Source organism: Pyrobaculum organotrophum (assembly GCF_055384425.1).
This window is the reverse complement of the sequence record NZ_AP042430.1, coordinates 267531-289570: the sequence shown is the minus strand read 5'-3', so window position 1 is coordinate 289570 and position 22040 is coordinate 267531. Positions and strand designations below refer to the sequence as shown.

General features: G+C 49.4%; 20 protein-coding genes, 1 tRNA gene and 1 pseudogene. 12 read left to right on the top strand and 10 right to left on the bottom strand.

What is annotated here, in order from left to right; all coding sequences use genetic code 11:
* Nucleotides 1-56: 56 nt before the first annotated feature.
* On the bottom strand, nt 57-3770 hold the full coding sequence (gene rgy / locus ACZ49R_RS01800; RefSeq protein ID WP_464733489.1) for a reverse gyrase: 3714 nt from the start codon (nt 3768-3770) through the stop codon (nt 57-59).
* A 310-nt stretch (nt 3771-4080) separates the two neighbouring features.
* Here rgy and ACZ49R_RS01795 point away from each other — a divergent pair, with 310 nt between their 5' ends.
* Entirely contained in the window at nt 4081-4479 is a 399-nt protein-coding gene (locus ACZ49R_RS01795) for a hypothetical protein (protein ID WP_011762984.1), read from the top strand.
* Here the strand turns inward: ACZ49R_RS01795 and ACZ49R_RS01790 are convergent.
* Nucleotides 4471-4647, bottom strand: a complete 177-nt coding sequence (locus ACZ49R_RS01790) for a hypothetical protein (RefSeq protein ID WP_464733488.1) — start codon at nt 4645-4647, stop codon at nt 4471-4473. The genes ACZ49R_RS01795 and ACZ49R_RS01790 overlap by 9 nt on opposite strands.
* 144 nt (nt 4648-4791) lie before the next feature.
* Here ACZ49R_RS01790 and ACZ49R_RS01785 point away from each other — a divergent pair, with 144 nt between their 5' ends.
* The 8 genes and pseudogenes from ACZ49R_RS01785 to ACZ49R_RS01750 form a co-directional block, all read left to right on the top strand.
* Nucleotides 4792-5130 (top strand): hypothetical protein, encoded by a 339-nt coding sequence (locus ACZ49R_RS01785; protein WP_464733487.1) that lies wholly within the window; start codon nt 4792-4794, stop codon nt 5128-5130.
* Between the two features lie 46 nt (nt 5131-5176).
* Nucleotides 5177-5500, top strand: a complete 324-nt coding sequence (locus tag ACZ49R_RS01780) for an archaellum operon transcriptional activator EarA family protein (protein WP_464733486.1) — start codon at nt 5177-5179, stop codon at nt 5498-5500.
* Complete coding sequence (locus ACZ49R_RS01775) at nt 5490-6224, top strand: TrmB family transcriptional regulator (protein ID WP_464733485.1); 735 nt, start codon at nt 5490-5492, stop codon at nt 6222-6224. The genes ACZ49R_RS01780 and ACZ49R_RS01775 overlap by 11 nt, the downstream gene beginning before the upstream one ends.
* Nucleotides 6225-6474: 250 nt before the next feature.
* Nucleotides 6475-7797: a radical SAM protein gene (locus ACZ49R_RS01770; RefSeq protein ID WP_464733484.1), complete on the top strand. Its 1323-nt coding sequence runs from the start codon at nt 6475-6477 to the stop codon at nt 7795-7797.
* Entirely contained in the window at nt 7794-9359 is a 1566-nt protein-coding gene (locus tag ACZ49R_RS01765; protein ID WP_464733483.1) for an ATP-binding cassette domain-containing protein, read from the top strand. The genes ACZ49R_RS01770 and ACZ49R_RS01765 overlap by 4 nt, the downstream gene beginning before the upstream one ends.
* Nucleotides 9360-9554: 195 nt before the next feature.
* A tRNA-Ile gene (locus ACZ49R_RS01760) sits at nt 9555-9660 on the top strand.
* A gap of 38 nt (nt 9661-9698) precedes the next feature.
* Nucleotides 9699-10235 carry an ADP-ribose-binding protein gene (locus tag ACZ49R_RS01755; protein WP_011762983.1) on the top strand — a complete coding sequence of 179 codons (537 nt, stop codon included), beginning with the start codon at nt 9699-9701 and terminating at the stop codon, nt 10233-10235.
* Nucleotides 10236-11247: 1012 nt separating this feature from the next.
* Nucleotides 11248-11604, top strand: a pseudogene (locus tag ACZ49R_RS01750) (hypothetical protein); the annotation flags it as partial.
* Nucleotides 11605-11753: 149 nt separating this feature from the next.
* Here the strand turns inward: ACZ49R_RS01750 and ACZ49R_RS01745 are convergent.
* From ACZ49R_RS01745 to ACZ49R_RS01730, 4 genes are all read right to left on the bottom strand, one after another.
* Nucleotides 11754-12140, bottom strand: coding sequence for a hypothetical protein (locus ACZ49R_RS01745; RefSeq protein ID WP_464733482.1), 387 nt, complete (start codon nt 12138-12140; stop codon nt 11754-11756).
* Between the two features lie 422 nt (nt 12141-12562).
* A complete protein-coding gene (locus tag ACZ49R_RS01740; RefSeq protein ID WP_464733481.1) occupies nt 12563-12751 on the bottom strand; it encodes a hypothetical protein in 189 nt (62 codons plus the stop codon).
* Nucleotides 12752-12967: 216 nt separating this feature from the next.
* On the bottom strand, nt 12968-14467 hold the full coding sequence (locus ACZ49R_RS01735) for an MFS transporter (protein WP_464733480.1): 1500 nt from the start codon (nt 14465-14467) through the stop codon (nt 12968-12970).
* Nucleotides 14406-16160, bottom strand: coding sequence for a COG1361 S-layer family protein (locus ACZ49R_RS01730; RefSeq protein WP_464733479.1), 1755 nt, complete (start codon nt 16158-16160; stop codon nt 14406-14408). Before ACZ49R_RS01730 ends, ACZ49R_RS01735 begins: the two co-directional genes overlap by 62 nt.
* Nucleotides 16161-16272: 112 nt before the next feature.
* Between ACZ49R_RS01730 and ACZ49R_RS01725 the strand changes: the two genes are divergently transcribed.
* Nucleotides 16273-17064, top strand: a complete 792-nt coding sequence (locus ACZ49R_RS01725) for an RNA-guided endonuclease InsQ/TnpB family protein (RefSeq protein WP_464733478.1) — start codon at nt 16273-16275, stop codon at nt 17062-17064.
* A gap of 21 nt (nt 17065-17085) precedes the next feature.
* A complete protein-coding gene (locus tag ACZ49R_RS01720) occupies nt 17086-17784 on the top strand; it encodes a hypothetical protein (protein WP_011762979.1) in 699 nt (232 codons plus the stop codon).
* Here ACZ49R_RS01720 and ACZ49R_RS01715 read toward each other — a convergent pair.
* Genes ACZ49R_RS01715 through ACZ49R_RS01705 form a run of 3 tightly spaced genes read right to left on the bottom strand, consistent with a single transcriptional unit; the run spans nt 17777 to nt 21470 of the window.
* Nucleotides 17777-18772, bottom strand: a complete 996-nt coding sequence (locus tag ACZ49R_RS01715) for a pyridoxal-phosphate dependent enzyme (protein ID WP_464733477.1) — start codon at nt 18770-18772, stop codon at nt 17777-17779. The genes ACZ49R_RS01720 and ACZ49R_RS01715 overlap by 8 nt on opposite strands.
* A gap of 38 nt (nt 18773-18810) precedes the next feature.
* Nucleotides 18811-20034 (bottom strand): MFS transporter, encoded by a 1224-nt coding sequence (locus tag ACZ49R_RS01710; RefSeq protein WP_464733476.1) that lies wholly within the window; start codon nt 20032-20034, stop codon nt 18811-18813.
* A gap of 17 nt (nt 20035-20051) precedes the next feature.
* On the bottom strand, nt 20052-21470 hold the full coding sequence (locus tag ACZ49R_RS01705; protein WP_464733475.1) for a DUF3536 domain-containing protein: 1419 nt from the start codon (nt 21468-21470) through the stop codon (nt 20052-20054).
* 50 nt (nt 21471-21520) lie between these two features.
* Here ACZ49R_RS01705 and ACZ49R_RS01700 point away from each other — a divergent pair, with 50 nt between their 5' ends.
* Nucleotides 21521-21712, top strand: coding sequence for a hypothetical protein (locus ACZ49R_RS01700; RefSeq protein WP_053240383.1), 192 nt, complete (start codon nt 21521-21523; stop codon nt 21710-21712).
* Here the strand turns inward: ACZ49R_RS01700 and ACZ49R_RS01695 are convergent.
* The gene (locus ACZ49R_RS01695) at nt 21656-21997 is read right to left on the bottom strand and encodes a hypothetical protein (protein WP_011762975.1); all 342 of its coding nucleotides are present in this window, start codon (nt 21995-21997) and stop codon (nt 21656-21658) included. The genes ACZ49R_RS01700 and ACZ49R_RS01695 overlap by 57 nt on opposite strands.
* Nucleotides 21998-22040: the final 43 nt, after the last annotated feature.

Genomic DNA, 22040 nt, shown 5'->3' with positions numbered 1-22040 from the left:
CAACCTTCTCAGGGGGACTCGGGGCGCGTCTCGCGCTCCCCCGGAAAAGGCTGGCGTCACGTAAGGGGGGCTCGCGATAGTATCTCTCTTGTAAATTCATCAAATAGTTCTTTCAATACGCCTTCATACTCTGCGTTTCCCACCTCTATCGCGTCCATATATTGTTCTATTAACCGCGTCCTCTCCTCAGATACTAAATTGCTAAAGTTATTCTCTAGGAAATGATATACTTCAATACCTCTCTTAGTAGGCACCATGAGTTTCCTACGTCCGACGACATATACATAATATCTTTTCGCAAGCACTTGGAGTATCCGTGCATACGTACTAGGTCTCCCAATGCCTCTCTGACGCATCAGCGCTAGAATATCAGCTTGCGAAAGTACTTTTCTCACTACTCGGTATCTCTTAATAGCTACCTCTATTGTCCCAGTCGGTAACTCAGGCTCCACGGGAGTGAGTGGGTAAAGCTGTTGGAAACCCGGGCGGATAGTCTCTACAACTCTCTCTAGCTCTAGAGAGTGCCCGTCTATCTCTATTACGTACTTAATAACTTTTACAACACTAGGCTCCATCTGACTTGCCATAAATCTCCTAAAGATCCAATCATAGAGTTGGTAATGTTCTCTCCTTAATTGGATGGCGAGTTGTATAACTCCAGCGTTGACCAGCCCCCTTAGTTCTTCTACGTCTAGCGGTCTTGTGGGTCTAATCGCCTCATGAGCTCCTTCCGTCGCCTCGCCCCAGCTTCTTGGCTTAAATACGCCCTCTCCAAACCTCTTTGTAATATACTCTTTTGCGATAGCTATTCCAGCGGCAGAGACCCTAGTGCTATCTGTGCGATGGTATGTGATGAGGCCACTTTCAAATAAATCTTGTGCTACCTTCATGGCATAGTCAGCTGAAAGTCCGAGCCTATTTACAGCGTCTCTCAACAGTTCATCTGTCGTATATGGTGGCAGCGGATTTACAACTCTCTCCTCTTCAGACTCTTTTTTGATAGCTACTCTCTTCTTTTTCTTTAACGTCTGTAGTATATCACCAGGTATTTGAAGTCTTAAGACGCAAGAAGAGGGCTCTACGCAGTAGGCGTCGTCTAGCTGTAGATCTACGTTATAGACCCTGTTTTTTAGAGATTCTTCATAAGTTTTTACAATCCAGCCCAAGACTGGAGATTGAACTCTGCCTGCCGACAGGTTTGGATTTCCAAATTTCGTCTGTAATATCTTGCTGAGCCCAAAGCCGAGCCACCTATCCTCAACTCTCCGGACTATCTGGGCTTTTACAAGTGAGTAGTTGATGTCGCGTGGATTGGCTAACGCATTAAGTATAGCTCTCCTAGTCACCTCGTGAAACTCTACTCTCTTTATGTCTGAGACGTAAGGCCTTAGCCCGAGGTATAAATCAAATGCTATCTTTTCGCCTTCTGAGTCTGGATCTGTGCCGATGAGTACTGTATCTACCTCCACAGCTATGTTTCTAATTGCTGACAAGACATCAAGCGGTTTGCAGTCTGGGGGTACATCTATGTCGTCTATATATACGGCATTGCGACATCTCCAGATCTTGTTATAAACTGGAATGAAGTTGCCCTCTTTTACAATTACCGCATATTCCTCGCCATCGTAACTGTCATATTTAAACTCTCCAAACCACTTGGCTAAAATCTCGCGTTGTCTAGAGTCTATTCTCTTGAGCGAGGTAGGTAGTTCATATATATGGCCAAGCGACGCAGTAATCATAAGGACAGCGTCACCAGTTGAAACCTCATATATGGGAACGCCATCTGTAACTATCAGACTTGGCCTACCGAAGAAGTTTGCTATTGTCCTGGCCTTTGTGGGAGATTCTACAATCATAAGCACAGTCTTTAGTAGCTCAACGCCTTTGGTTGCCGGGGTAACTCTCCCCTCTAAGATATCTCTGATGGCTTTTCTGTCTTTATCTATTTCAGCAAGTACGGCGTTTAGATCGACCTCATCTATGTGTTTAAACTCCGCCTCGTCAAACCTAAGTTTTAACTCCCTCTTTAGGGCGTGAAAGACTTTTTTGTCGTCTACGATGACAACGCTAAGGCCTTTAGAAAGCCCGCCTGCGTATAGACGTGAAGTTCTCCCACTGCCTTGGATATAGGTTGTGACATCTGGCACAAGGACGTAGAACTCGTCGTCTATACGCGTTAGCTTTACCTCGGTGGAGCTCTCTATAGCTTGTCTCAAATCGTCTCTCATAAGTAGATTATTTACGAAATCGACGGCTGATTTTACAACATCTACTGCATGTCTATCAAAGCCTGTAAGCTCTGCGCCCTCAGAAGCCTTTCTAAGCGCCTCTTGTACACTTATTGCATAGGGGGCAAGACGTTTAAGCTGGCCTATTAATCTGTCGGCTTTATATCTTAGCTCGCCTGTCAAAACAGTTCGTACGTTGTATAAAAAGGTGAGGTATGCCGGTATTGAAAATTCCTCAAGTCTAACTCTAAATCTATACTTCGGCACTCCAACGAAGACGACGTATCTAATTACATGTGGTAAATCTATCCCCCTCACAAGTGGAGAACGTGGCGACGCCAGCCCCACCAATGCGTAGATCTCCCCCTTTTCAAAACTCTCTAATATGCCGCGGCGGGGCTTGAAGAAATGTTCTACAGAAAGGCCCAGTTCTTTAGCTTTCTCCGCTATGGCTATCCCCAACTCTCTGTCTTGTACATAAACAATTCCGCCGGGGCCTAATCTCTTTAAAATTTCTATTGTCTGCATTACTACATCTTGTGACATATCTATATAGACGTCTATCACATTACGAAGACCTTCGGCTCTGCCGCCTACATCAAATCCAAGAAGCTCTCTAAATAAAAGTAGGCGCGTAGTTCTCCTAGCTTTAGCTAAAGCTCCAGATGCTATAAAGATGCCAAGTTTTAGCTTACGTACCTCCTCCTGTAGTTTCGCCCTGGCAGAGGACAGCTCTTGTTCGAGACGCTCCACCTCTTTTAAATCGCCTACTACTTCAGCCTTTCTAATTTGTTTAGTTAGACTAATTATGTCTAGTGCGGTTTTTAAAACCTCATCTGACACGCCTAGCAGTTTTAAAATTCTATCAATGTTTTTGCTAGTCGCTCTGAGTATACTATCGACATCATCTGCAGCGATAAATTCAAATTTATACCTACTAAGTAGGTCAAAGCGGCGGGGGAGGAATGCCGATGTTATAATTAAAACGTCAAATTCTCCCCTCTCAATTGCTGCTAGAACCTCGTCTTTTTCCTTCTCGGTGAGTAGAGAATGATACGCCAATGTTTTAACAGACGCGCCAACTTTTTCAGCAAAAGACATCAATTTTTTATACGCCTGATGTGCTAAAGCAGATGTGGGAAATATTAACAACGTCTTTTTCCCCCTCAGCGCCATATATAGAGTTGCCACTAGGATAAAGGTGGTTTTTCCAGACCCAGTTGGCGCTACTATTGCAAAACTCTTCCCTCTGACCAATCTCCTTGCCCAAAGTCGCTGAGCACCCCACATTTCATAGCCGATTATTTCCTTGAAAAATGCCGAAAACTTATTGTACTCCCGTAGATACTCTGCAACTCGTGCTAATTCCTTTAGCGCCTTTCTCCTACGTAAAGCCTCTACAACTTCACCTATAGCCTTTGCCTGAGGCTCTTTTGGAAGACATTCATAACAGGGAAGACCGACAGCAAGTCTATCAGATGTGATAGGTCCACCGCAGTTAGGACAGCTGTGAAGATATACCACATGTGGCACATCCACAAAACGCAAGATGTGGGGAATAAATAAAGGTTAGTTTAAACGGCGTCATCTACTATATAACAACATCTCCACTACCCTAGAAGGCGGCTTCTCGTCTATTCTTCGCTAACAACACCGCTCTTCACAAGACTGGGCAGAGCCACCCTCAGAGTGTGGAATGCGCTAGATTTTTTAATTCTCTTTTTATAGCTCTGCGACAGATAGCGCCCTCTATCTCTGCCCTAGAGAGCGAATCTTTTGGTTATAAATGTCCGTCTTCGGTCTTGGGGGAAGTCTCGAAACATATATATAACTGCCCAAAGGGGTACAGATGGAAAGAATAATGAGATGGGTAGACGTATTCAATGACATTGCAAGACGTGAGAACAACTTCCATAGCTTCCTCATAGAGAAAAGCGAGGAGTTTGTAAATGCAGTCCTCACTCTTGAGGAAGTCTCTGCCAAGGGAGACTGTAGAGACGGCGCATTTGCAATGGCAACAGTCACAATGACAGGTAACAGAGCTGTGTTAGAAATGTCAAGCGGGACATATAAAAAATGCGCCACACAGACGGGGTACAATGCGGATTATACAAAGTCTATTGTAGAAAAGCTCGACTTGGGAAATGATCCAGAGCTTATTGGCTTTATAAAATCTATAAAAAACGAGGGAGATTTTATAACATTGCTAGAGGCAGTTATACAGAGCTTTTCAAATACATCAACTTAAGACTTTTTTAAAAACCTCTTCAAATTTCCTATAGGCCTCGTCTCCATAGAGAACAACTAAGATCTTTCTAACGTATTTTAAAGATGGCGCTATGTCTCTAATAGTCTTGGCCATTTGATATGCGGCAAGCCACGAGAGCACGATTATGGCGCTAGCTGTGAGAGCCATGTAAAGCACGGTTATTCTAACATCTACGTCTGGGCTCTGGCGACTGGCAAGGGGGAACAGTCGAACCCAACGACGTATGCGATGGCGAAAAGAAGTCTCGTATCAAAAACGACACCACGCCGTCCCTGTGCACTATGACTGGCGGTGTTCACCGCCATTTACGCCCTCGCCCAGACGCTGAGCGCCACGGCTGATGTGGAGAGGTTGATGTGGAACGGCGTTGTGGGGGCCCTCCTCTCATTAGCTCTCGCAGTCGCGCTGGTTCCCCTAGCTGGCCCTGTGCTTTACGAGACGGCTCTTAACGTCTTGACAAGCGTGGCGAGGCCTCCGGTGGAGCTGAGGGGCACTGGCCTATATCCTAAAAGCGGCGTCGTGGGTGTTAAACATCGCCTTCACCACTGCGCTAATACTCTACATCTTGAAAATCAAGAGGCCAATTGCCAGGAGGGTAATAAGAGCCCTCCTATTCTAAAAAGCTGTTGAACCCCACACCAGCGAAAAATTTATAAGTAATCATGTGATTGATCATGTGATCACGACAGTGTCGTGGAGGGGGGTGGGATACGGCAGAGCCATGATGGCCCTCAGGAGGAGCAGAGTGAAGAGAGATGTGTTGAAATACCTCTGTTCCATCTACCCAGAGTCGGCCTACCCGGCGCTGATAGCAGACGCCGTAGGCGCCAGCTACGAAAACGTCCTAGGGGCCCTGAGGGGGCTAGGCGGCAGGTACAGGGCAGAGGACTCGCTGTGCGGGCTTGGCCTCGTCGAGGAGGTGCCCGTCGGCAGAGTTAAGCTGTACAGAGTCAGAGACTTGGAGATATGTAAGGCGTTTGTAGATGGCTATGAGGCGTAGCGCCAGCGGTCTTGAGGAGAGGTTAGTTAAACTACTCTTTATAAAACACCACGATGTAGACACAACGCTACGTAATCTATCCCGCTTGCTAAACGCCCCCTACAGCACTGTGAGAGACGTCGTGTATAGACTAGAGGCAGAGGGGGTGGTGAAGGCGATTAGACTCGGGCGGGAACACCTAATAAAGCTCAAGGACTTGTCCAAGGCGCTGGAGCTGGGCTACCTCACGGAGGACTTCGTCGCGGAGAACTTCGGCTATGTCACCCCACTTCTGGCTAGGAAAGACGGCGTATACCTAAGCGACGAGCTCTACATCACCCTACCCTTTAAGACGAAAAGACATGAGGCCTTTACGAGGCTGATAGAGCTAGATTTAAAGGCGAGGGAGAATATGGATCCCCACCTAGCGAGGCTGGGGGAGTGGCCGAGGCTCAGCCTCCTCTTCTACCGCGTCGTGCTGGTGCCGGAGGACGAGAATAGGTTACAGTGGATACGTGGAGTTGGTCTGGAAAGCTTAGGCTACTATGAACCTGCCTACGGCTTCTTTACATTTCTACTCTACGTACTTAAGAAAATGACCGCGCTGAGCTGGGAAGAGGCATACTGCAAAGCTACCCAACTGATAGAGGAATACGTAAGAGAAACAAGGAGCGGAAATAGCATAATAGAAAAAATAATTGATAATATAATAGAAAATATGAAAAGCATATGTGTAGAAAGTTAAGAAATAAAAAATATTTTCTATTTTTATTTAATTAATTTATGTTTTTTGCCCTTGTCCACACGCAATTAATCCGCAACAGAACAGCGGCGCTTCTTTAATCTGCGTATTTAGTTCCACTATTGCTATTTTTATTGTCGTTGGCATGTTGTCGCCTTACCAATATCTTTTTATAATGGGTTTTGCAACTACAATATCAACTACAGTAGTAGTTACATGACGTTGTATTTTAGGTTTGTAACATCTGAAGGGTATGATCACCAGTACCACTTACCACGTATTAGGACCTTCTAAAATTGAGAGAGATGCCTGGGTGGTTTATCACCCCTTCTCCCAGTCGTTTCTAGAGGTAGACGAAGAGACAGGACAAAAACTTTTAGAAAATGAAGTATATGGTAAGCATAATTACGATAGAGATGTAAAATACTTCATAGATTATATAAAGGGGCTAAGACCGCGTAAAATTGATAAAATCGATAAGCCGAGAATGTTATATATATTAATTTCTGGTATATGTAATTTAAGGTGTAAGTATTGTTATGCATTTTATGGATCTTATAAAAGTAGAGAATATGCAAAAATCATGGAAGAAGAAGTCCTTGAAAAAATTCCTACGTTAATTGAGGAATTTAATATAAAGTCTGTTAATTTCTTTGGAGGTGAGCCATTAATGTCAAAGAATGCAATTATAAAACTTATTAAAAAATTAGATAAAATTAATGGAGTTGAATTTTCGATCAATACAAATGGTACTTTACTTACCAGGGATTTTGTTGAAATCCTTAGATCGTACGATTTTAGTGTTACGGTATCTCTGGATGGTCCCAGATTAATTCACAATGCCAATAGGATAACTCTGGGATCTCTAGGAAGCTTTGATCTTGTTATGAAAGGTATCAAACTGTTACAAGAGTACAAAGTAAGGTTCGGCATTGAAGCAACATATCATCCCGCAAATCTGCGTTTAGGCATAACTCCATATAGTATTGCACTTTACTTGTCAAAATTCTCAAAAAGACTAACTGTAGGCCTTGCCTCAAACTTTACAACAAACCCTGAACTGATACCTAATGATCTACACAAGCTTGCACAAATTCACCTTGGCTACTATTTAATTGAAGCTTTACGAGAATTGGGAAGGGACGATCCACTTTTTCTGGAGGATGTTGCGTATAGGTTCGTTTACATGGTCACAAATCGTGTATTCAGACCGTTTTCGTGCACCTTCTTCAATATGCTATCTATTGCGCCAAATGGCGACATTTTTACATGCAATTTGTTAATTACCGAGTCCAAGGGGCGCATAGGTAACTTGTTACATAATAATATTAAAGAAATAAATCAAAATTATAAATATATTGTGAAAAGAATTTTGCCTGAAGTGCTAATTAAAGATTATACACAGATGCTCTTTGAACAATGTCCACTTAAAAACATAAGAGAGGTAGTAGAGAATAATAAAGAACATCTAAGGCTTATATATGATGGCATGCTCAGCGTGGTTTATGAATTTGCTAAAAATAAAACTTTGACCAAAGTAGCTCAGAATATCGAATTACTAACAAAGAACGTATGAAGAGTTATTGGTACTACGTTCTTGAGTTTACAAAGAGGTATTGGATAGACGAGGTGGTAATTTTCTCGCTGTGGGGCGCCATGATAATTCTCGGCGTGATCCAGGCGTTATTCATCAAGCAAGTCGTCGACGCGGTGGTGTACGGGGTCAGAGACGCCAGCGCGCTGGTCCTCCAAATCGCCGCCGTTGTTGGAATCGCCTTTTCAATACCCGTCTTAAATTTCCTCTCTGAGTACAGAGCGGCGGTGTGGGCGCAGAGAGCTATCATCGACGTGTCGCACCGCATAGTCCACTCGACTGTTCTGTCTCCCGGCAACAGCAGGGGGGAGGTTCTGTCGAGAATAAGCGGTGACGTCCTTAACGTGGTGTTGTACCTCGCCCTGCCGCTGGACGTGGCTCTGCAGGCGGCGAGGTTCATAGCCGTGGTGGCCGCGTCGCTCTACATATCGCCAGAGATCACCCTCATCGTAGCCCCTCTAATAGCTTTGTACTTCTTAGTGGCGAAGAAGCTTGGGCCGCCCATATTGGAGTGGGGGAGGAGGGAGAGGGAGCTCTACAGCCAGTGGTTTAGGCGAATTAAGGAGGTCGTGGACGGGGCCCACAGCCTCTACAGAGCCGGAGTGAGGGCCTTGCCCAAAATCCTGCTGGAGGCCTCGGGGAGGTGGCTCGCCGGGTACAAAAAGTATGAGCTATACTCAAAATCCCTCGGCTTCGGCGCCAACGCCATCACATACGGCGTGCCTAACCTCGCCTTCGGCCTCGGTCTGCTCCTTTCACTACAGGGAGTTGCCACCGTCGGCACGGCCGTAGCTATGAGAACCCTTCTGGTAGAGGCGTTTGAGCCGCTTGCCCAAATAGTGATGAAATCAGGTTCATACTACCAGCTCAAGAGGTCGTTTGAAAGAGTAGCCCCGTACCTCGACGCTGTTGTGGCTGAAGCGCCAGCGCGTGGGGAAGCGCATGTAGTAGTTGAGAGAGTTGCGCTGGGCTACAACGGAACTGTGGTGTTGCGTTGTGCTGACGTCGTCTTTAGGCCGGGGGATTTCGTATGGGTTCGCGGGCCTACTGGTAGCGGTAAGTCGACGTTGGGAAAGGCCTTGGCGGGCTTGGTAAAGCCTCTGGAGGGCGAGATCAAGGCGCCGAGGGCCATCTACGTGGGTAACGACGACTATATTTTCGACGCCACTGTACGTGAGAACATCACGCTTTGGGAGGACTTCCCAGAGGAGGAGGTGAGGAGAGCCGCCGAGCTAGCCCAGATAGACTTCCCGCTGGACAAAAAATGCGGCGAGGGGGGCTCAGAGCTCTCAGAAGGCCAGAGACAGAGAGTACTGATAGCGAGAGCTTTATTGAGGAAACCCCAGCTACTGGTGTTGGACGAAGTGACCTCCGGCCTAAACCAAGAGGTGGAGGAGAGGGTGATGGATGCGTTGAGAAAAGTTGTTCCTATAGTCGTAGTTATATCTCATCGGCCTACGGCGGCGAAGTACGCCACGAAAATTATAGAGGTGTCCGGCGGAGTCGCTAAGCTGGTGGAGGCTCGGCGGCTTAATAGTACTTAAAGCCTAGTTGCGGCGCCACCTCCCGGAAGCACCTTCTGCAGAGGTAGTTAATGACTTGGCGCCACGTCCCCCGGGTGACCCGCCCTCTCGCCCCGGTGCACCCGGGGCGGGCCCCCAAGTTCCCCAGGGAGGGGCCAAGAGAGAGATAGGGGGACATAGGGGAAAAATTTAAAAACTATAGTGAGATAACAAACAGGGCCCGTAGCTTAGCCCGGCAGAGCGCCCATGGACAAGCCCGGCTGGGCTGTCCAGCGTAAGGCTCATAACCGGGAAGTCCCGGGTTCAAATCCCGGCGGGCCCACTTTTGTAAATCTTTAAAGCCCGTAGCATTACAAATCTATGGATTTCACCATAGGCGCTGTGTCTGTAATAATAACCAAGGGAGATATAACTGAGGTTGAGGCAGATGCTATAGTTAATGCTGCAAATTCCTATCTTGAACACGGAGGGGGCGTCGCCGGCGCAATTGTAAGAAAAGGCGGCCAGATAATACAGGAGGAGAGTAGAGAGTGGGTTAGGAGATACGGCCCAGTGCCAGTCGGCGGCGTGGCTGTAACATCTGCAGGTCGTCTAAAGGCCAAATATGTAATTCACGCAGTGGGACCGCGTTGCAGCGTTGAGCCAATTGAGAAATTAGGCGAGGCTGTAAGGAATGCGCTTCTTAAGGCAGACGAGCTTGGGTTAAGCTCCATAGCGTTTCCAGCCATAAGCACGGGGATTTTTGGATGCCCATATGAAGATGCCGCATATCAAATGGCCAAGACTATTAGAGACATAGCGCCATCTTTAAAATACGTTAGAAAGATCTTAGTTGTTCTCTATGGAGACGAGGCCTATAGGAAATTTGAAGAGGTTTTTAAAAAAGTCTTAAGTTGATGTATTTGAAAAGCTCTGTATAACTGCCTCTAGCAATGTTATAAAATCTCCCTCGTTTTTTATAGATTTTATAAAGCCAATAAGCTCTGGATCATTTCCCAAGTCGAGCTTTTCTACAACAGACTTTGTATATGTCCCCCTACCTCTTTCTTGGCCCCTCCCTGGGGGGACTCGGGGGCCCGCCTCGGGTACGCCGGGGCGAGGGGGCGGGTCACCCGGGGGACGTGGCGCCAAGTCATTAACTTCCCCCGTCTTCGCGCCCCCGTCTGCCGCCCCGGGACCAAGTAGATGTCGTTCATGTGAAGAGTGTAGTTACGAGGTTAAGGGAGGCATGGGCAAAGGTCGGGCTTGCCGTCGTGGCGGCAAGCGATGCCGCGTCGACTCCGCCGAATCCCACTCACAGAAGGCGCTAGCCGCCGACCAGAATCTTCTTCGCCGCGCTTGGCCACTACATTGCCAACGCGGACGCGGCGTATTCTATGGCCGCGGCGGCTTCCCAGGCGCGTATCCGGCCACTCCTCGACGAGACGCCGCGGTATCTCCACCCTCAGCGCTCATATGCGTAAAGGGCGCGAGGGAGAAAAGCTAGGTGTGGAGGCCCCGTTGTGGGCGGGTAGGGCGCCGGTCTTGGGGAAGGCTATAACGGGGGAACCACGGTTAGTATCCGCCTGGCGGCGTTGGCAATGTATGCGACAACTTCACACCTCCCCCGCCACATGCGCGAAAAAGCCAGAAATACCCTTTCAACTATTTCGACTAACCTGCCTGACAGCGACGACGTCAGGCAGGTGAGCCGAGGGAGTAGAAAGTGGTGGGAGACTGCGTTAGAGGTGTGGGTGGGTTAAAAAACGGGTTTACGGCGGTTATCGCCGTGAGCGCCGTGGTGGGTATCGCTGGTATGGCGCCGGCGGGTGTCAGCAAGTTGCTTACGACGGCAACAGCCCTAGTGGCGGCGGAGGTCAACAACACGGCCGGCACGCGTCTCTCGACGACGGCGCCGTGGGTTTGTCTTGTGAAACTTTTGGCCTGCCCCCATGCGCCTTCCATAACCAACAGATATTTCAGCCCCACCACATGTACGCCCATGTACGCATACAGAACGCTAAAGGTAGAGATACCGTGGCGCCTCGTCGAGGAGCGTCCAGACGTCCTAGACCCCGCCGTAAGGATGGAAGAGGGCGCCGAGTTGAAACTAGCGTTCCTCGGCGTTGAGAAGAGAGGCGGTGAAAAGGATCCTACTTACGGCGGCCTATATGTCGCCCTGGTGTTCGCTAGAGAGGTGACGCCGGTGGAGCCTAGGGCGCTTGTCGTTGTCAACGTGAACCGGTTGGACCACTACGTAAAGGTCGGCCTCGTGGCCGACGGCAGACGGGGGCGCGAAGACGGGGGAAGTTAATGACTTGGCGCCACGTCCCCCGGGTGACCCGCCCTCTCGCCCCGGCGTACCCGAGGCGGGCCCCCGAGTCCCCCCAGGGAGGGGCCAAGAAAGAGGTAGGGGGACATATAGCGGTGAAAAACCTAAGAGACTAGGTCTAGTGCAAATCTTGTGATTTTCCACGGGTCAAAAGACTCCTCTGGATAGTACGGCTCTCCTTTTGAGACCTCTTCCAGGACTTCCCTTGTGCCTAGGGTAGCGCATATAGCTTCTCCAGAAGTGGCAGAGATAGTTAGCGCATCTCTGATTTGCTCTTTCCCACTGAGAAACATGAGGGCTGAGATGTTGGGGTTTCTTGCGGGACCTCTCCAGTGGTAGGCGTAATACAGCGCCTGGGCCAACTCAAGCCAGTGCGAAAAGGTGCCAGGCTTTACGCAAATAGTTAAGGCGCCACTTGGCGCCTCAAAAACGGGGCTAGATACCTTTTCCACTTTTAGGCAAACCTCCTCTCCACAACGCATTTTTAGCATGAAATATGGGCAACTTGTAAGAAATAAAGTTTGTTGTTTTCTTGCAAAGTGTAAACATTTGGAGGACGGTTTGCAAACGTGTTGGCCGTATACCATGTCGCGACTATGCTCCTTGCCATCGTCGCTAGAAATGCGACCAACGTCCGCATGCTCCGCCGAGAGAGAAAAGCGAGAGGTGCGGCACACTTGCCAAACCCAGGCCGGGTCCAGCAGGTAAAGCAAGGGGGTCTAGGGCGGAAAAGGGGTTGTTTTAGTTTGTCGCACGGACGGCGCCGACAATTATCTTCGTCGCTTTCGTGGCCGGAACTTTTGGCTTGCCCCATGCGCTTTTCATAACCAACGGAAATTTCAGTCCAGCTTCTTGGACATAGGGGAAGGGGCGCGCTAACTGGCGGTTAAGGGTTTTGTACATTTTTCATTGACTACGCTTTATATATCGTATATTTTTCAACCAGGTCTACATCCCCCCGTTTGTACGTTGTACACGGCGGAGCGTACTGTTGTTTGCCTGCTGCCTTGGCCGGCGCCGTCTCGCCTGCGAGGAGGGGGCAGGCGCGATGCATATGTGCATATACCTCGAAGTAATAAAGCCCTAACAGTCCAAAGAACATCAATAGTCGCCTTGTCGAAGTTGGATTAATGAGGAGAGCGGGTTGCGGGTACCGTCTATAACCCAGCGGGATATGCTATGGCGCATGACTCCAAAAGCGGAGTTTTTTCAGGATTCCTCCTGAATGGAACGCTTTCCTTCGGCAGGAGTTTTTCAGTAATTTTCAGCGGGTCCGCCGAACCCGCCGAAGAAACCTGTGTTTCTGGGGGGCTGACGGTTAGGAACCGCCTCCCTCGCGGCGGCCGAATACGTTAGCTCTTTCGAAAACCTCACGCGTCGCCATGATCAACAACAGCGAGGTGAGAAACATCGCGGTGGCTATGTCGATGTTTATCACATATGCCTCTTTCGCCGGCACTGTGAAATACAGCGGGCCGTAGGGCGTGTTGTAGTAGACGTCTGTGCTGTAGCTCGTGAGCACGGTCCCAGCTACGGTTGGAGCCACTGCCGAGCCGAAGTTGCGGAAGACGGTGTTTAAGCCGGAGGCTATGCCCAAGCGGCTTCTGGGCACGGAAAAGGTCAGCAGATTTATCAAGGATACGTTAAGCATCGTCAAGCCAACAAGGCCGAGCGTTATGTACACAATCAATGTCCATACGCCGCTGTATAGGTGAGCCGCGGCCAACTGGTACCCCAAAGCCGCGAGCAATACGCCGGCTGCCGCTATCTTCTTCGCCCCGAGGCTCCACATAAATCTTCCAGCCAACGGAGACACGACCATCATCACCAAGGCAGGCGGGAGCATGTATACGCCGGTCTGAAGCACCGTAAAGCCGTACCCATACGGCTTGGGCATCTGAAGCAGGTAGGACAGGTTCTGCGAGTTCATCTGGAAGGCGTACGCCACGACCATGATGGCGAGGGTGGTAGCGGCGACGTTTCTGTTGAAGACGTCCCTCGGTATAAAGGCCTCCTCTGCCGTTTTTAAGTGGTAAACGAGAACTGCGGCAGATACCGCTGATAGAGATAGTAGGGCTACGACCCTCGGCGATGTCCACCCCCACTCAGGCCCTCTAGAAATCGCCAGGAGAAACGATGACGACGCCGTAGCAAAAAGGGCGATGCCGAGTAGGTCTACTTTACGTGGCGTTCTGTACCTACTCTCCCGTATGTATAGCCACACCACGACGGCGAGCAACACCGCTAGGGGCGTAGCGGTGTGGTAGGTCGCCCTCCAGCCGTAGTTCTGCGCAATGTAGGCGCCCACGGGAAGAGCAACCACGATGCCCACTCCAAACATCGCACTGACGATTCCCTGGGCGGTCGGCACTAGGCGTGGGGGGAACTCCTCCCTGATTAGGGAAAAGGCGAGCGGAAACATCGCCATGCCGAGCCCCTGTAGAGCCCTAGCGACTAGCAACGTTTCAAAAGTCGGCGCATACCCCGTGAAGGTTACAGCCGCCGAATACACCGCAATTACTAGAGTCAGAACCCTCTTTTTCCCGTACATATCTCCAAGGGTTCCGAAGACGGCGGCGCTTATTGTGCCCGAGATGAGGTATACGGTGAGGATCCAAGATACGTCGGCAGGCGTCACGTTGAACTCCGTCTGGATCTTGGGAAGGCTGGGCATAAGCATCGCCTCTGTGTACATAACCAGCAACGCCACAGCGCCGAGAATAGGCGTGGCTCTCCAGGCGTATCTAACGTCGTAGTTATCCACGGCGCCTCCTACGCACAGCCACGGCAACTCCCACTCCCACAACCACCAAGGCAACAACCGCGGGCACAACCACGAACGGGTCGAGACCCCCCTCCACCGAAATGGGCAGAGTTACATACTGTAGGGCAGGCGTCATGACGCCGGTCTGGTTCCAAACCACTACCAAGGTTAGGGGATATGTACCGGGTCTCGCCTTGTCTGAGACGTCGAGGAGGTACACCGCCGTCGCAGATCCGCCGGGAGGGATATCGCCGAGAATCCTAACGCCAGCTGAAGCCGTCTCAACGATGTTTGAAGTATGCGGTTCAAAAACTTGAGACGGGGCTAGGGAGATCTTCACGTTCTTCGCTGTGGTAGGTCCGACGTTGGTGACGTTGATCACCACCAACGCTGTGGAGCCGGGCGACACGTTAAACGCCTTGTACCCGACCTCAAGCCTATCCTTGCCGACGACCTCTAAAGTGCCGCCGGCCACGTACTGGCCGCCGCCCCAAACGGCCTTTGCCAAGACCGTGTAGTTGCCAGCCCGTAGCTTTGAAGTGTCGAGGTAGTACGTAAAAGAGGCGGAAGCCCCCGGCGGCAACATATCTATGGAGAACCTCCGGCTCCCCAGCGTGCTGTTTAACAGCTCCACGGTTACGTTTCTAGCCGCCACAGGCCCCGTGTTAACCACCTGCACCACGGCTTGAGCTACGGGCGTCCCTTCAAGAACCGCAGGAGGCGCCACCACCACGTTCTGAACCACCACGGCGGGCTCCGCTACGACCACGTAGAAGGTGTAGTTAAGACCGTTTATCTCGACAGAGACCGGGTAATCCCCCGGCGCCGCCTCCCTCGGGATCTCAAGGGCAAGATATGCCGTAAACGGCTGACCCGGGGCTAAGACAGGTAGCTGGAAAGACCTCTGGCTTAAAAGCTTCAGAGGAGTCTTGATAGAGATATCTACGTCCCAGGCCACATACGGCGCAACCACTGTCAACGTGCCGGTTACTACCCCGCCCGGATACGCCAGCGGCGGGTTTAAGGACAAAAACACTCCGAAACCCGCCCCGCTCACGACCGTCAGCTGAAGAGTTTTGTTGAAGCTCACAGCGCCGGCGTACCCCGACATGCTTAACAGGGAGACAGACATCGTCGCGTTGTAAACCCCCGGCTTCACATGTCTAGGCAGTACGAAATACACCAAGCATGTGGAGTTCGACCGGGGCGGTATCACGACGGCGCAAGAGGGAGTTGAGTTGTAGAATCTCTCCACCACCCCTCCCCTCAGCTCGACTGTGGCCTTTAGATAGTCGGACGTGGGGTTGAACAACAATATCGGTAACTGAGCCGGCTCCCCAGCCACATACGCCGCAGGCCTAGCGAAGGCCAGCGCTGAAAAATCAAACGGCAACACCTTGACAACAGTTGCGGCTTCGGTAACGTGTTGAGACGTAGAAGCCACAACCCTAACCGGGTAGAGGCCGGGGGTGGCGTTTAAAGGAATCTGTACAGTTGTGGTCAAGACATACGGCGCTGTTGGAGCCAGTTGCCGGATCAGAAATGTGGAGGGGGCGGCCTTAAAGGGCGAATCTACCGCCACGTGCAGATCGGCGATGGGCTGCGCCGCGGTAAGAGTGATGTAGAGCTGAAGGGTTGAGCCGGGGTAGACATAGGGCGGTGTGTACGAGACGGCAACGTTTAGGAACTGAGCCTTGAGGAGAAAGGCCAGCGCCAACGCCGTAATTAACCGATAGATCGATTTCATAAGCGCTACAGTACAACGTCTATATAAACGTTTCTATAGTGGCGCCAGGGGTGGGATTTGAACCCATCCCGCTCTGGCCCACTAAGCAGTTCTGGAGGTACATAAACGGCGGGTGGAGGCTGAAGTCGCAACCGCGTCTCAAGCTGGACGAGAAGAGGAGAGGAGAGTTGTGTACGTCTACTTCGTCTTTGAGAGGGTTGTAGAGGAGAGGCCGGCTTCTGGAGTTGTCTCCGTCGACCTTAACGAGAACAACGTGACGGTGAAGGTTGGGGACAGGGCGTATATCCTTGAGACAAACATAAGGAACTTCACACTCGGCTACAACAGCAGGAGAGAGGTCATGCAGTCTCTGAAGGGCAACCGCTACACAAGCCGCGCGTTGAAGAGAAACGAACTGAACAAGAAGAGCGACATCCAGAGGAAGGTAGCCAATTTCATAGTCAGAGAGGCGGAGAGGTTAGGCGCCGCCATTGCCATCGAAAATCTGCCGAGGGAAGTGCCGAAGAACATGGTCAAAAACGTAGACGACCCCGTACTTAGGGACAGAATCTATAGGGCAGGCTTCAGAAGCATGTTTAGGGAGATTGTACGGAAAGCAAGGGAGAGGGGGATCCCCGTGGTGAAGGTCAATCCGAGGGGGACCTCCTCCATCTGCCCGCGGTGTGGCGGGGGGCTTGTGAGGGGCTCTGCCCCGAGACTCCTCCTCTGCCCCCACTGCGGGCGGCAGTGGGAGAGAGACGTCGCCGCCGTCATAAACATAGAGAGGAGGGCACTCGAGGAGGGCCGCGTGCCGCCCGGCCCCATGCCCGACGACCTCACGCCCGAGGTAGCCTGGCTACCCATGACGGCGTGGGCGAGGAGAAACGATGATGTTAAGGCGGCTCTCCCACCTATAGTTTTATAAGACGTCAATACTATAGACTCCGTGGGTTTAACACCATCACAGAGATTAGTACTTTACTATATGGCATTTGAAGTTATTTACCATGGCAAGACTTGGTTTACTTTTGAAGATATACAAAGGGGGACTGGGCTTGCGACGAGGACTCTAAGGGCCGCGCTTGTCTCTCTGAGAAAACAGGGATTTGTCGAGAGCTATCTAATACCTGGGAGAGGTAGGCGGTTGTTACATAGGCTTAGGCTTGAGAGAATTTTACCAGAGCCGGAGCTCGAAGGTATCTATCTAATAGATGTGGCTGGCGATGTACTGACGCCAGATGCTGTTGCTATATTGAGCAAGGTTGACGTCGTCTTATATACAGACTCTGTGTCTACAAAACGCCTGGAGAGCATTGCAAAGAGACTTGAACGTTTTACAGGCGAGATACCTAACGCACGTTCTATTGCTATAGTTTTTAACTCCCTGTTAGATTGGGATAAAGTGGCGCCGCTTGCTCCAAAAGCTAGGTATATTTGTGCGTCGAACGCGCTAGATAAAGCCGTAGGGGTCTGCCTCACATGTGGCAACGTAGATATAGATCTGAAGACTATTAAAATAAAATCGCCTACGCCTGATATAGGTAAGTTACTTGACCAATACGATATTGTCGGGTCAATAACGGTAGAAGGTTGTGGAGGGAGAAAGGCCGAGCTAATTATATTAAAAAGGAGGGAGACTACTTAAACTGCTCTAACAACAGAGAATATTTAAATAGATTGTCTGGAAAAACCATAGCATAGACTCCCGAAGCGCTCTGTCTTAGAAACGCGGTATAGACGGCGCCTGCGCTCGGGCCTATTAACAGGCCGAAGCTCTTGGCAAATTTACGTACACCTTCAAGAGCCTCTCTTAGCGAAACTTCGACAATCTCGGCGTCGACTAACTTAATCCATTTCATACCGCTCTCTACTCTCCTGATTCCAGGTATCCAGTCTCTGGGCTGTACAGCAATTAGCTTGGTTCCATATCTAGCGCCGAAGTAAAAACCTAGTGCTGAGGCATGGCCGGAGGTGCCTAAGGCAGCTATGATATGGCTGGGCTTTTTCCCTACTGAGGAGAGTTGCCAATCTAACTCGGCGGCGGTGCGTAAATGCGCTATAAAGTTTATATCGTTAAAAAACTGGTTTGGGTGCGCCGCGCCCTCCCTAATATCTTTTTCGAGAAGTTCAAGAGCCTCTATTGTCATAGACACATCTAAGAGTTGATATTCAGCACCTAGGTAGTCTAAGAAAGGCACTACGTATCTCCCGGCAGTTGGGAGATATACCTTCACTCTCTTTCTGAATACATTACCTAGAGCAGACAGCGCAATTGCCACATTACCACTTGACACCTCTACAACCCAATCGCCGTATGTCGATTTCAATAGGTAGTAGACAGTTCTATCTTTGACACTTGCACTAAAGGGATTATACCACTCGAGCTTGGCGTAGGCCTCCTTAGGCTCTCCAGAAATTTTCAGAAGAGGAGTCGGCAGGCCGGCAGTAAATAACTCCAGAGAGTTTTCAAAAACACGATTGTGTCTAGGCCTTGGCGCAAGCTCGCCGAGAGAGATCTCCTCGCCAGGAGTCACTTCTCTATCGAAAAGAATTGAGAAGCACCTTGCCTCTTCTGCAGTAGAGACCTTATAACTACCCCCCCTTATAAGTTCCCTATAGTAGTCAATACACACCCCAGCATTGCCTAACGTAGATCCCCAGGTTTATAAGATTAACGCGTTGCTACAAATATAGTGTCTTTTACATAGGTTTTATATGTCTTTGCCAATAATATATGTATTGTTGTCATAACGACATAAACTCCTAACGCGGCTGTCGCAAGGCCGTTAATCGCGTATTGATGGCTTATAGAGGATATGGCACCGCCGAGGAGACTACCTATGCCTATGCCAAGGCCTAGTACTACACTGTATATCCCCATGGTGGTTCCCCTGTATCTAATATCAGCCTCGTCTCCTATCAACGCCAAAATACTAGGCCCTATCGCAGATGTTAAAAAGAGTAGGGGCGCTGTTAAAGCTATAGACTCAAAAGGCCCCAGCCCAAGATGAAGCGCAATGTTTAAGACTAAGAGAGCCGCAAGACCGCCAACAAGGCCGAGTCTAAATGTCTTCACACGCCCCCATCTATCCGCGAGTCTGCCAAAGAAAATAGCGCCTACGCCTAGGAGAGACAATGCCCCAATAAATAAAACACCAACTATAAGACTCTCGCCAAGTCTTCCCACTATACTTTCAGCTATGCTACTTGCTTCACGGCTCACTTGAAGAACTCTCGGGGCAAACATCCCGAGACCTATGATTGTAGTAAGGGCAAACCAAACCGGCAACAGAACTACAGCAGAGGGCGGTAGAACTGACAACAAAAATTTACCGCCGACCGGCGCGACCGGCCTAGTTTCTATGAGAAATTTTGCAAAAATAGGTGTTGCCAACGCTGTGACTATCGCTATTGTCAAATAAGCCGCCGGCCCTTTAAATAATGTATATAACGCCGAACCAATTAGATACCCAACGCCATAGCTAGCAAGATTTATAAATTCAAAACCGCCCATGCCCACCCCCCTATTTTTAACCTCAGTTAAGTCCGTAGCCATTGTAAGCGATGCTGTGAGTATAAACGCCGTCGTAAGCCCAATCACGCCGTTTAAAAACGCCTCCAAGACAGGAGATGTATGTGTAAAAAAAGCCCAAGCCAACATAAGCATAGCCAACGACCTCACCACATAGCCGACCACCAGCGTCTTCTTACGGCCAAGGGTATCTGACCAACGGCCGGCTATTAATGCGCCTAACGCTTCTAGAAACGGGTAGGCAGCCAAAACAACACCGGCCTCTAGATGGCCGCCACTTGCAAGTTTAACAACTAAAAAGGCGCTTGCCCCTGAACCTATACGCGCAACGAAAATAGGTACATAAGAGGCTGTAAGTTTCATGGCGCAATCTCTACACATTATTTAAAACTTTCTAAAAATCCCCACAATAAGTCATGGCGAAAACGAAATGAGTCTCGAGTCCTGATGTCAAAAATTTCAAATTCGTCGTTTACCTGCCGTATCACATACGGCCCGACCTTCTCTGGCGTATGTCCAGAGGTAAGGAGCGAGATATACATCATCGCAGCCATAAGCGGGCCTCTAATCATGGGGCAGTAGGCTAGGGCCGTCTTGCCGTCAAAAACAATCTCGCCAAGTCTTTTCGTAAATTCTTCAAGTAACGACAAATCGCCGAGAAGTTCCACAGCTCTAAGCGCCCATTTCACGGCGATGCCAAACTCTATCCCAACTTTTGCAAAAAACCACGCGTCGCTGGTATTGGCGGCAAGCTTAGCCCTCTCTGCCTCAAGAAGTCTAAGCTCCTCTGGAGAAAACGCCGAGTTATCACCGCCTAAAATCACGTTTATATATTCTTTTAACATCTGCCAGCCGCGCACCCCAAATTTTTCATCAAAAACTTTATCCACCACCTCGCCTATCCAATCCACTAGCTTCCTCAGCCCCTCTCTCCAAGGGGCGGGGCCGTCGCATCCACAGTCTCTACTCCATCTTCCGAGGCCGTGTGGACAACTCCACGAAGTTTTTTCAATAATCTCCACCTCGCCGATATAGCCATTTTCGTAAAGCTTCCCCAAGTTCGTCAATTCCCCACGGCGGCTGGCAATAAATTGCGCTAACGCTTTCTCTGCGCCTTTTATATGGTGACCAAAAGTCTCTCCATCAAGAGCTATGACTATATCTCCAGAGACTCCTCTTAGAGCTTCTACAAATTTCTCAAATCCGCCAAATGCCAAACTATTAGAGAGAGTCTCATTTCGGACAAAAACGGCAATATTCCTACCGCTTGGAAGCACCACTTTATAAGGCCCCCCAGACCTTCTGTCCTTTATCTGACTTTGTGTCAACACTGTATAGGAAATGCCGTAGTCAACTAAAACCTCCAGCGTCTCGTAATCGACGGCCATCTCTGGGAGCCACATACCCTCAGGACTCCTCCTAAAGTGTCTCTTGAAATACTCTATCCCCCAGTAGATGAGCACTTCTCTATCTCGCCTCGGAAGGAGCGGAAGGATGACGTGATAATATGGATGCGCAAGCGCATTGCCATGGCCCCACCTCTCCGCTCCCGCTCTATCTGCCTCTAACAACGCCATGTATACAAGCGGCTTATTTTGACGAAGCCAATTAAGTAGTGTCGGCCCTACGTCAAAACTCACCCACTGATAGTTCCTAAGCTCGGCATTTGGCTCATAACATTCATGTGATACGCGCTCATTCCAGTGTCTATAGGGAGATGCGGACGGCTCAGGAAAAATAATCTCGAGCCACGGGTCGGCTCTCTCTGGCTGATAGAGGTGGAGGTGAAAAGCTAGCACAGAGTTAAAAAGAATCTATATATAAGAGACCACTTTAAAATTCGCGACATATGGAACCAATACTTGCCCTAGTCGTTGCCACCATGGCGTACGCCATTGTACTCACAATTACCTACCTCGTGTTTGTGGTAAAATCGCCGCCAGAGTATAGAAGACCAAAGATAAAAGAGGTCCTTGTGATACTTCTAATTTCTGTCATCTTTTTTATGTTGGGATACCTCCTCCTCATAAGCCTTAAGTAGCGCCGGTATTACTGTATCTGGATCATCAGGTCCGACATATTTTACATTTATTAATTGAACTCCACCGTGAAATTGAAAATAGAGAAATTCACATATACCATTTAACAGATTACGCCTTCTTATAAACACTCTGTAACGCTCTCCAATGTATAAAACTTCGGCATCTGAAGGAGGTTCTACAACCGGCTCAAATACATCAAAAGAAATAACATATCTCCCACCCTCATCTATGATACGTGCCCTAGGTTCCCCTTTTTCATCTACGTAAGTTCTAACTATGGGCACGTAAAAAATAGAACCTTTTAAAAAGAAGATTTAGGGTAAAGAG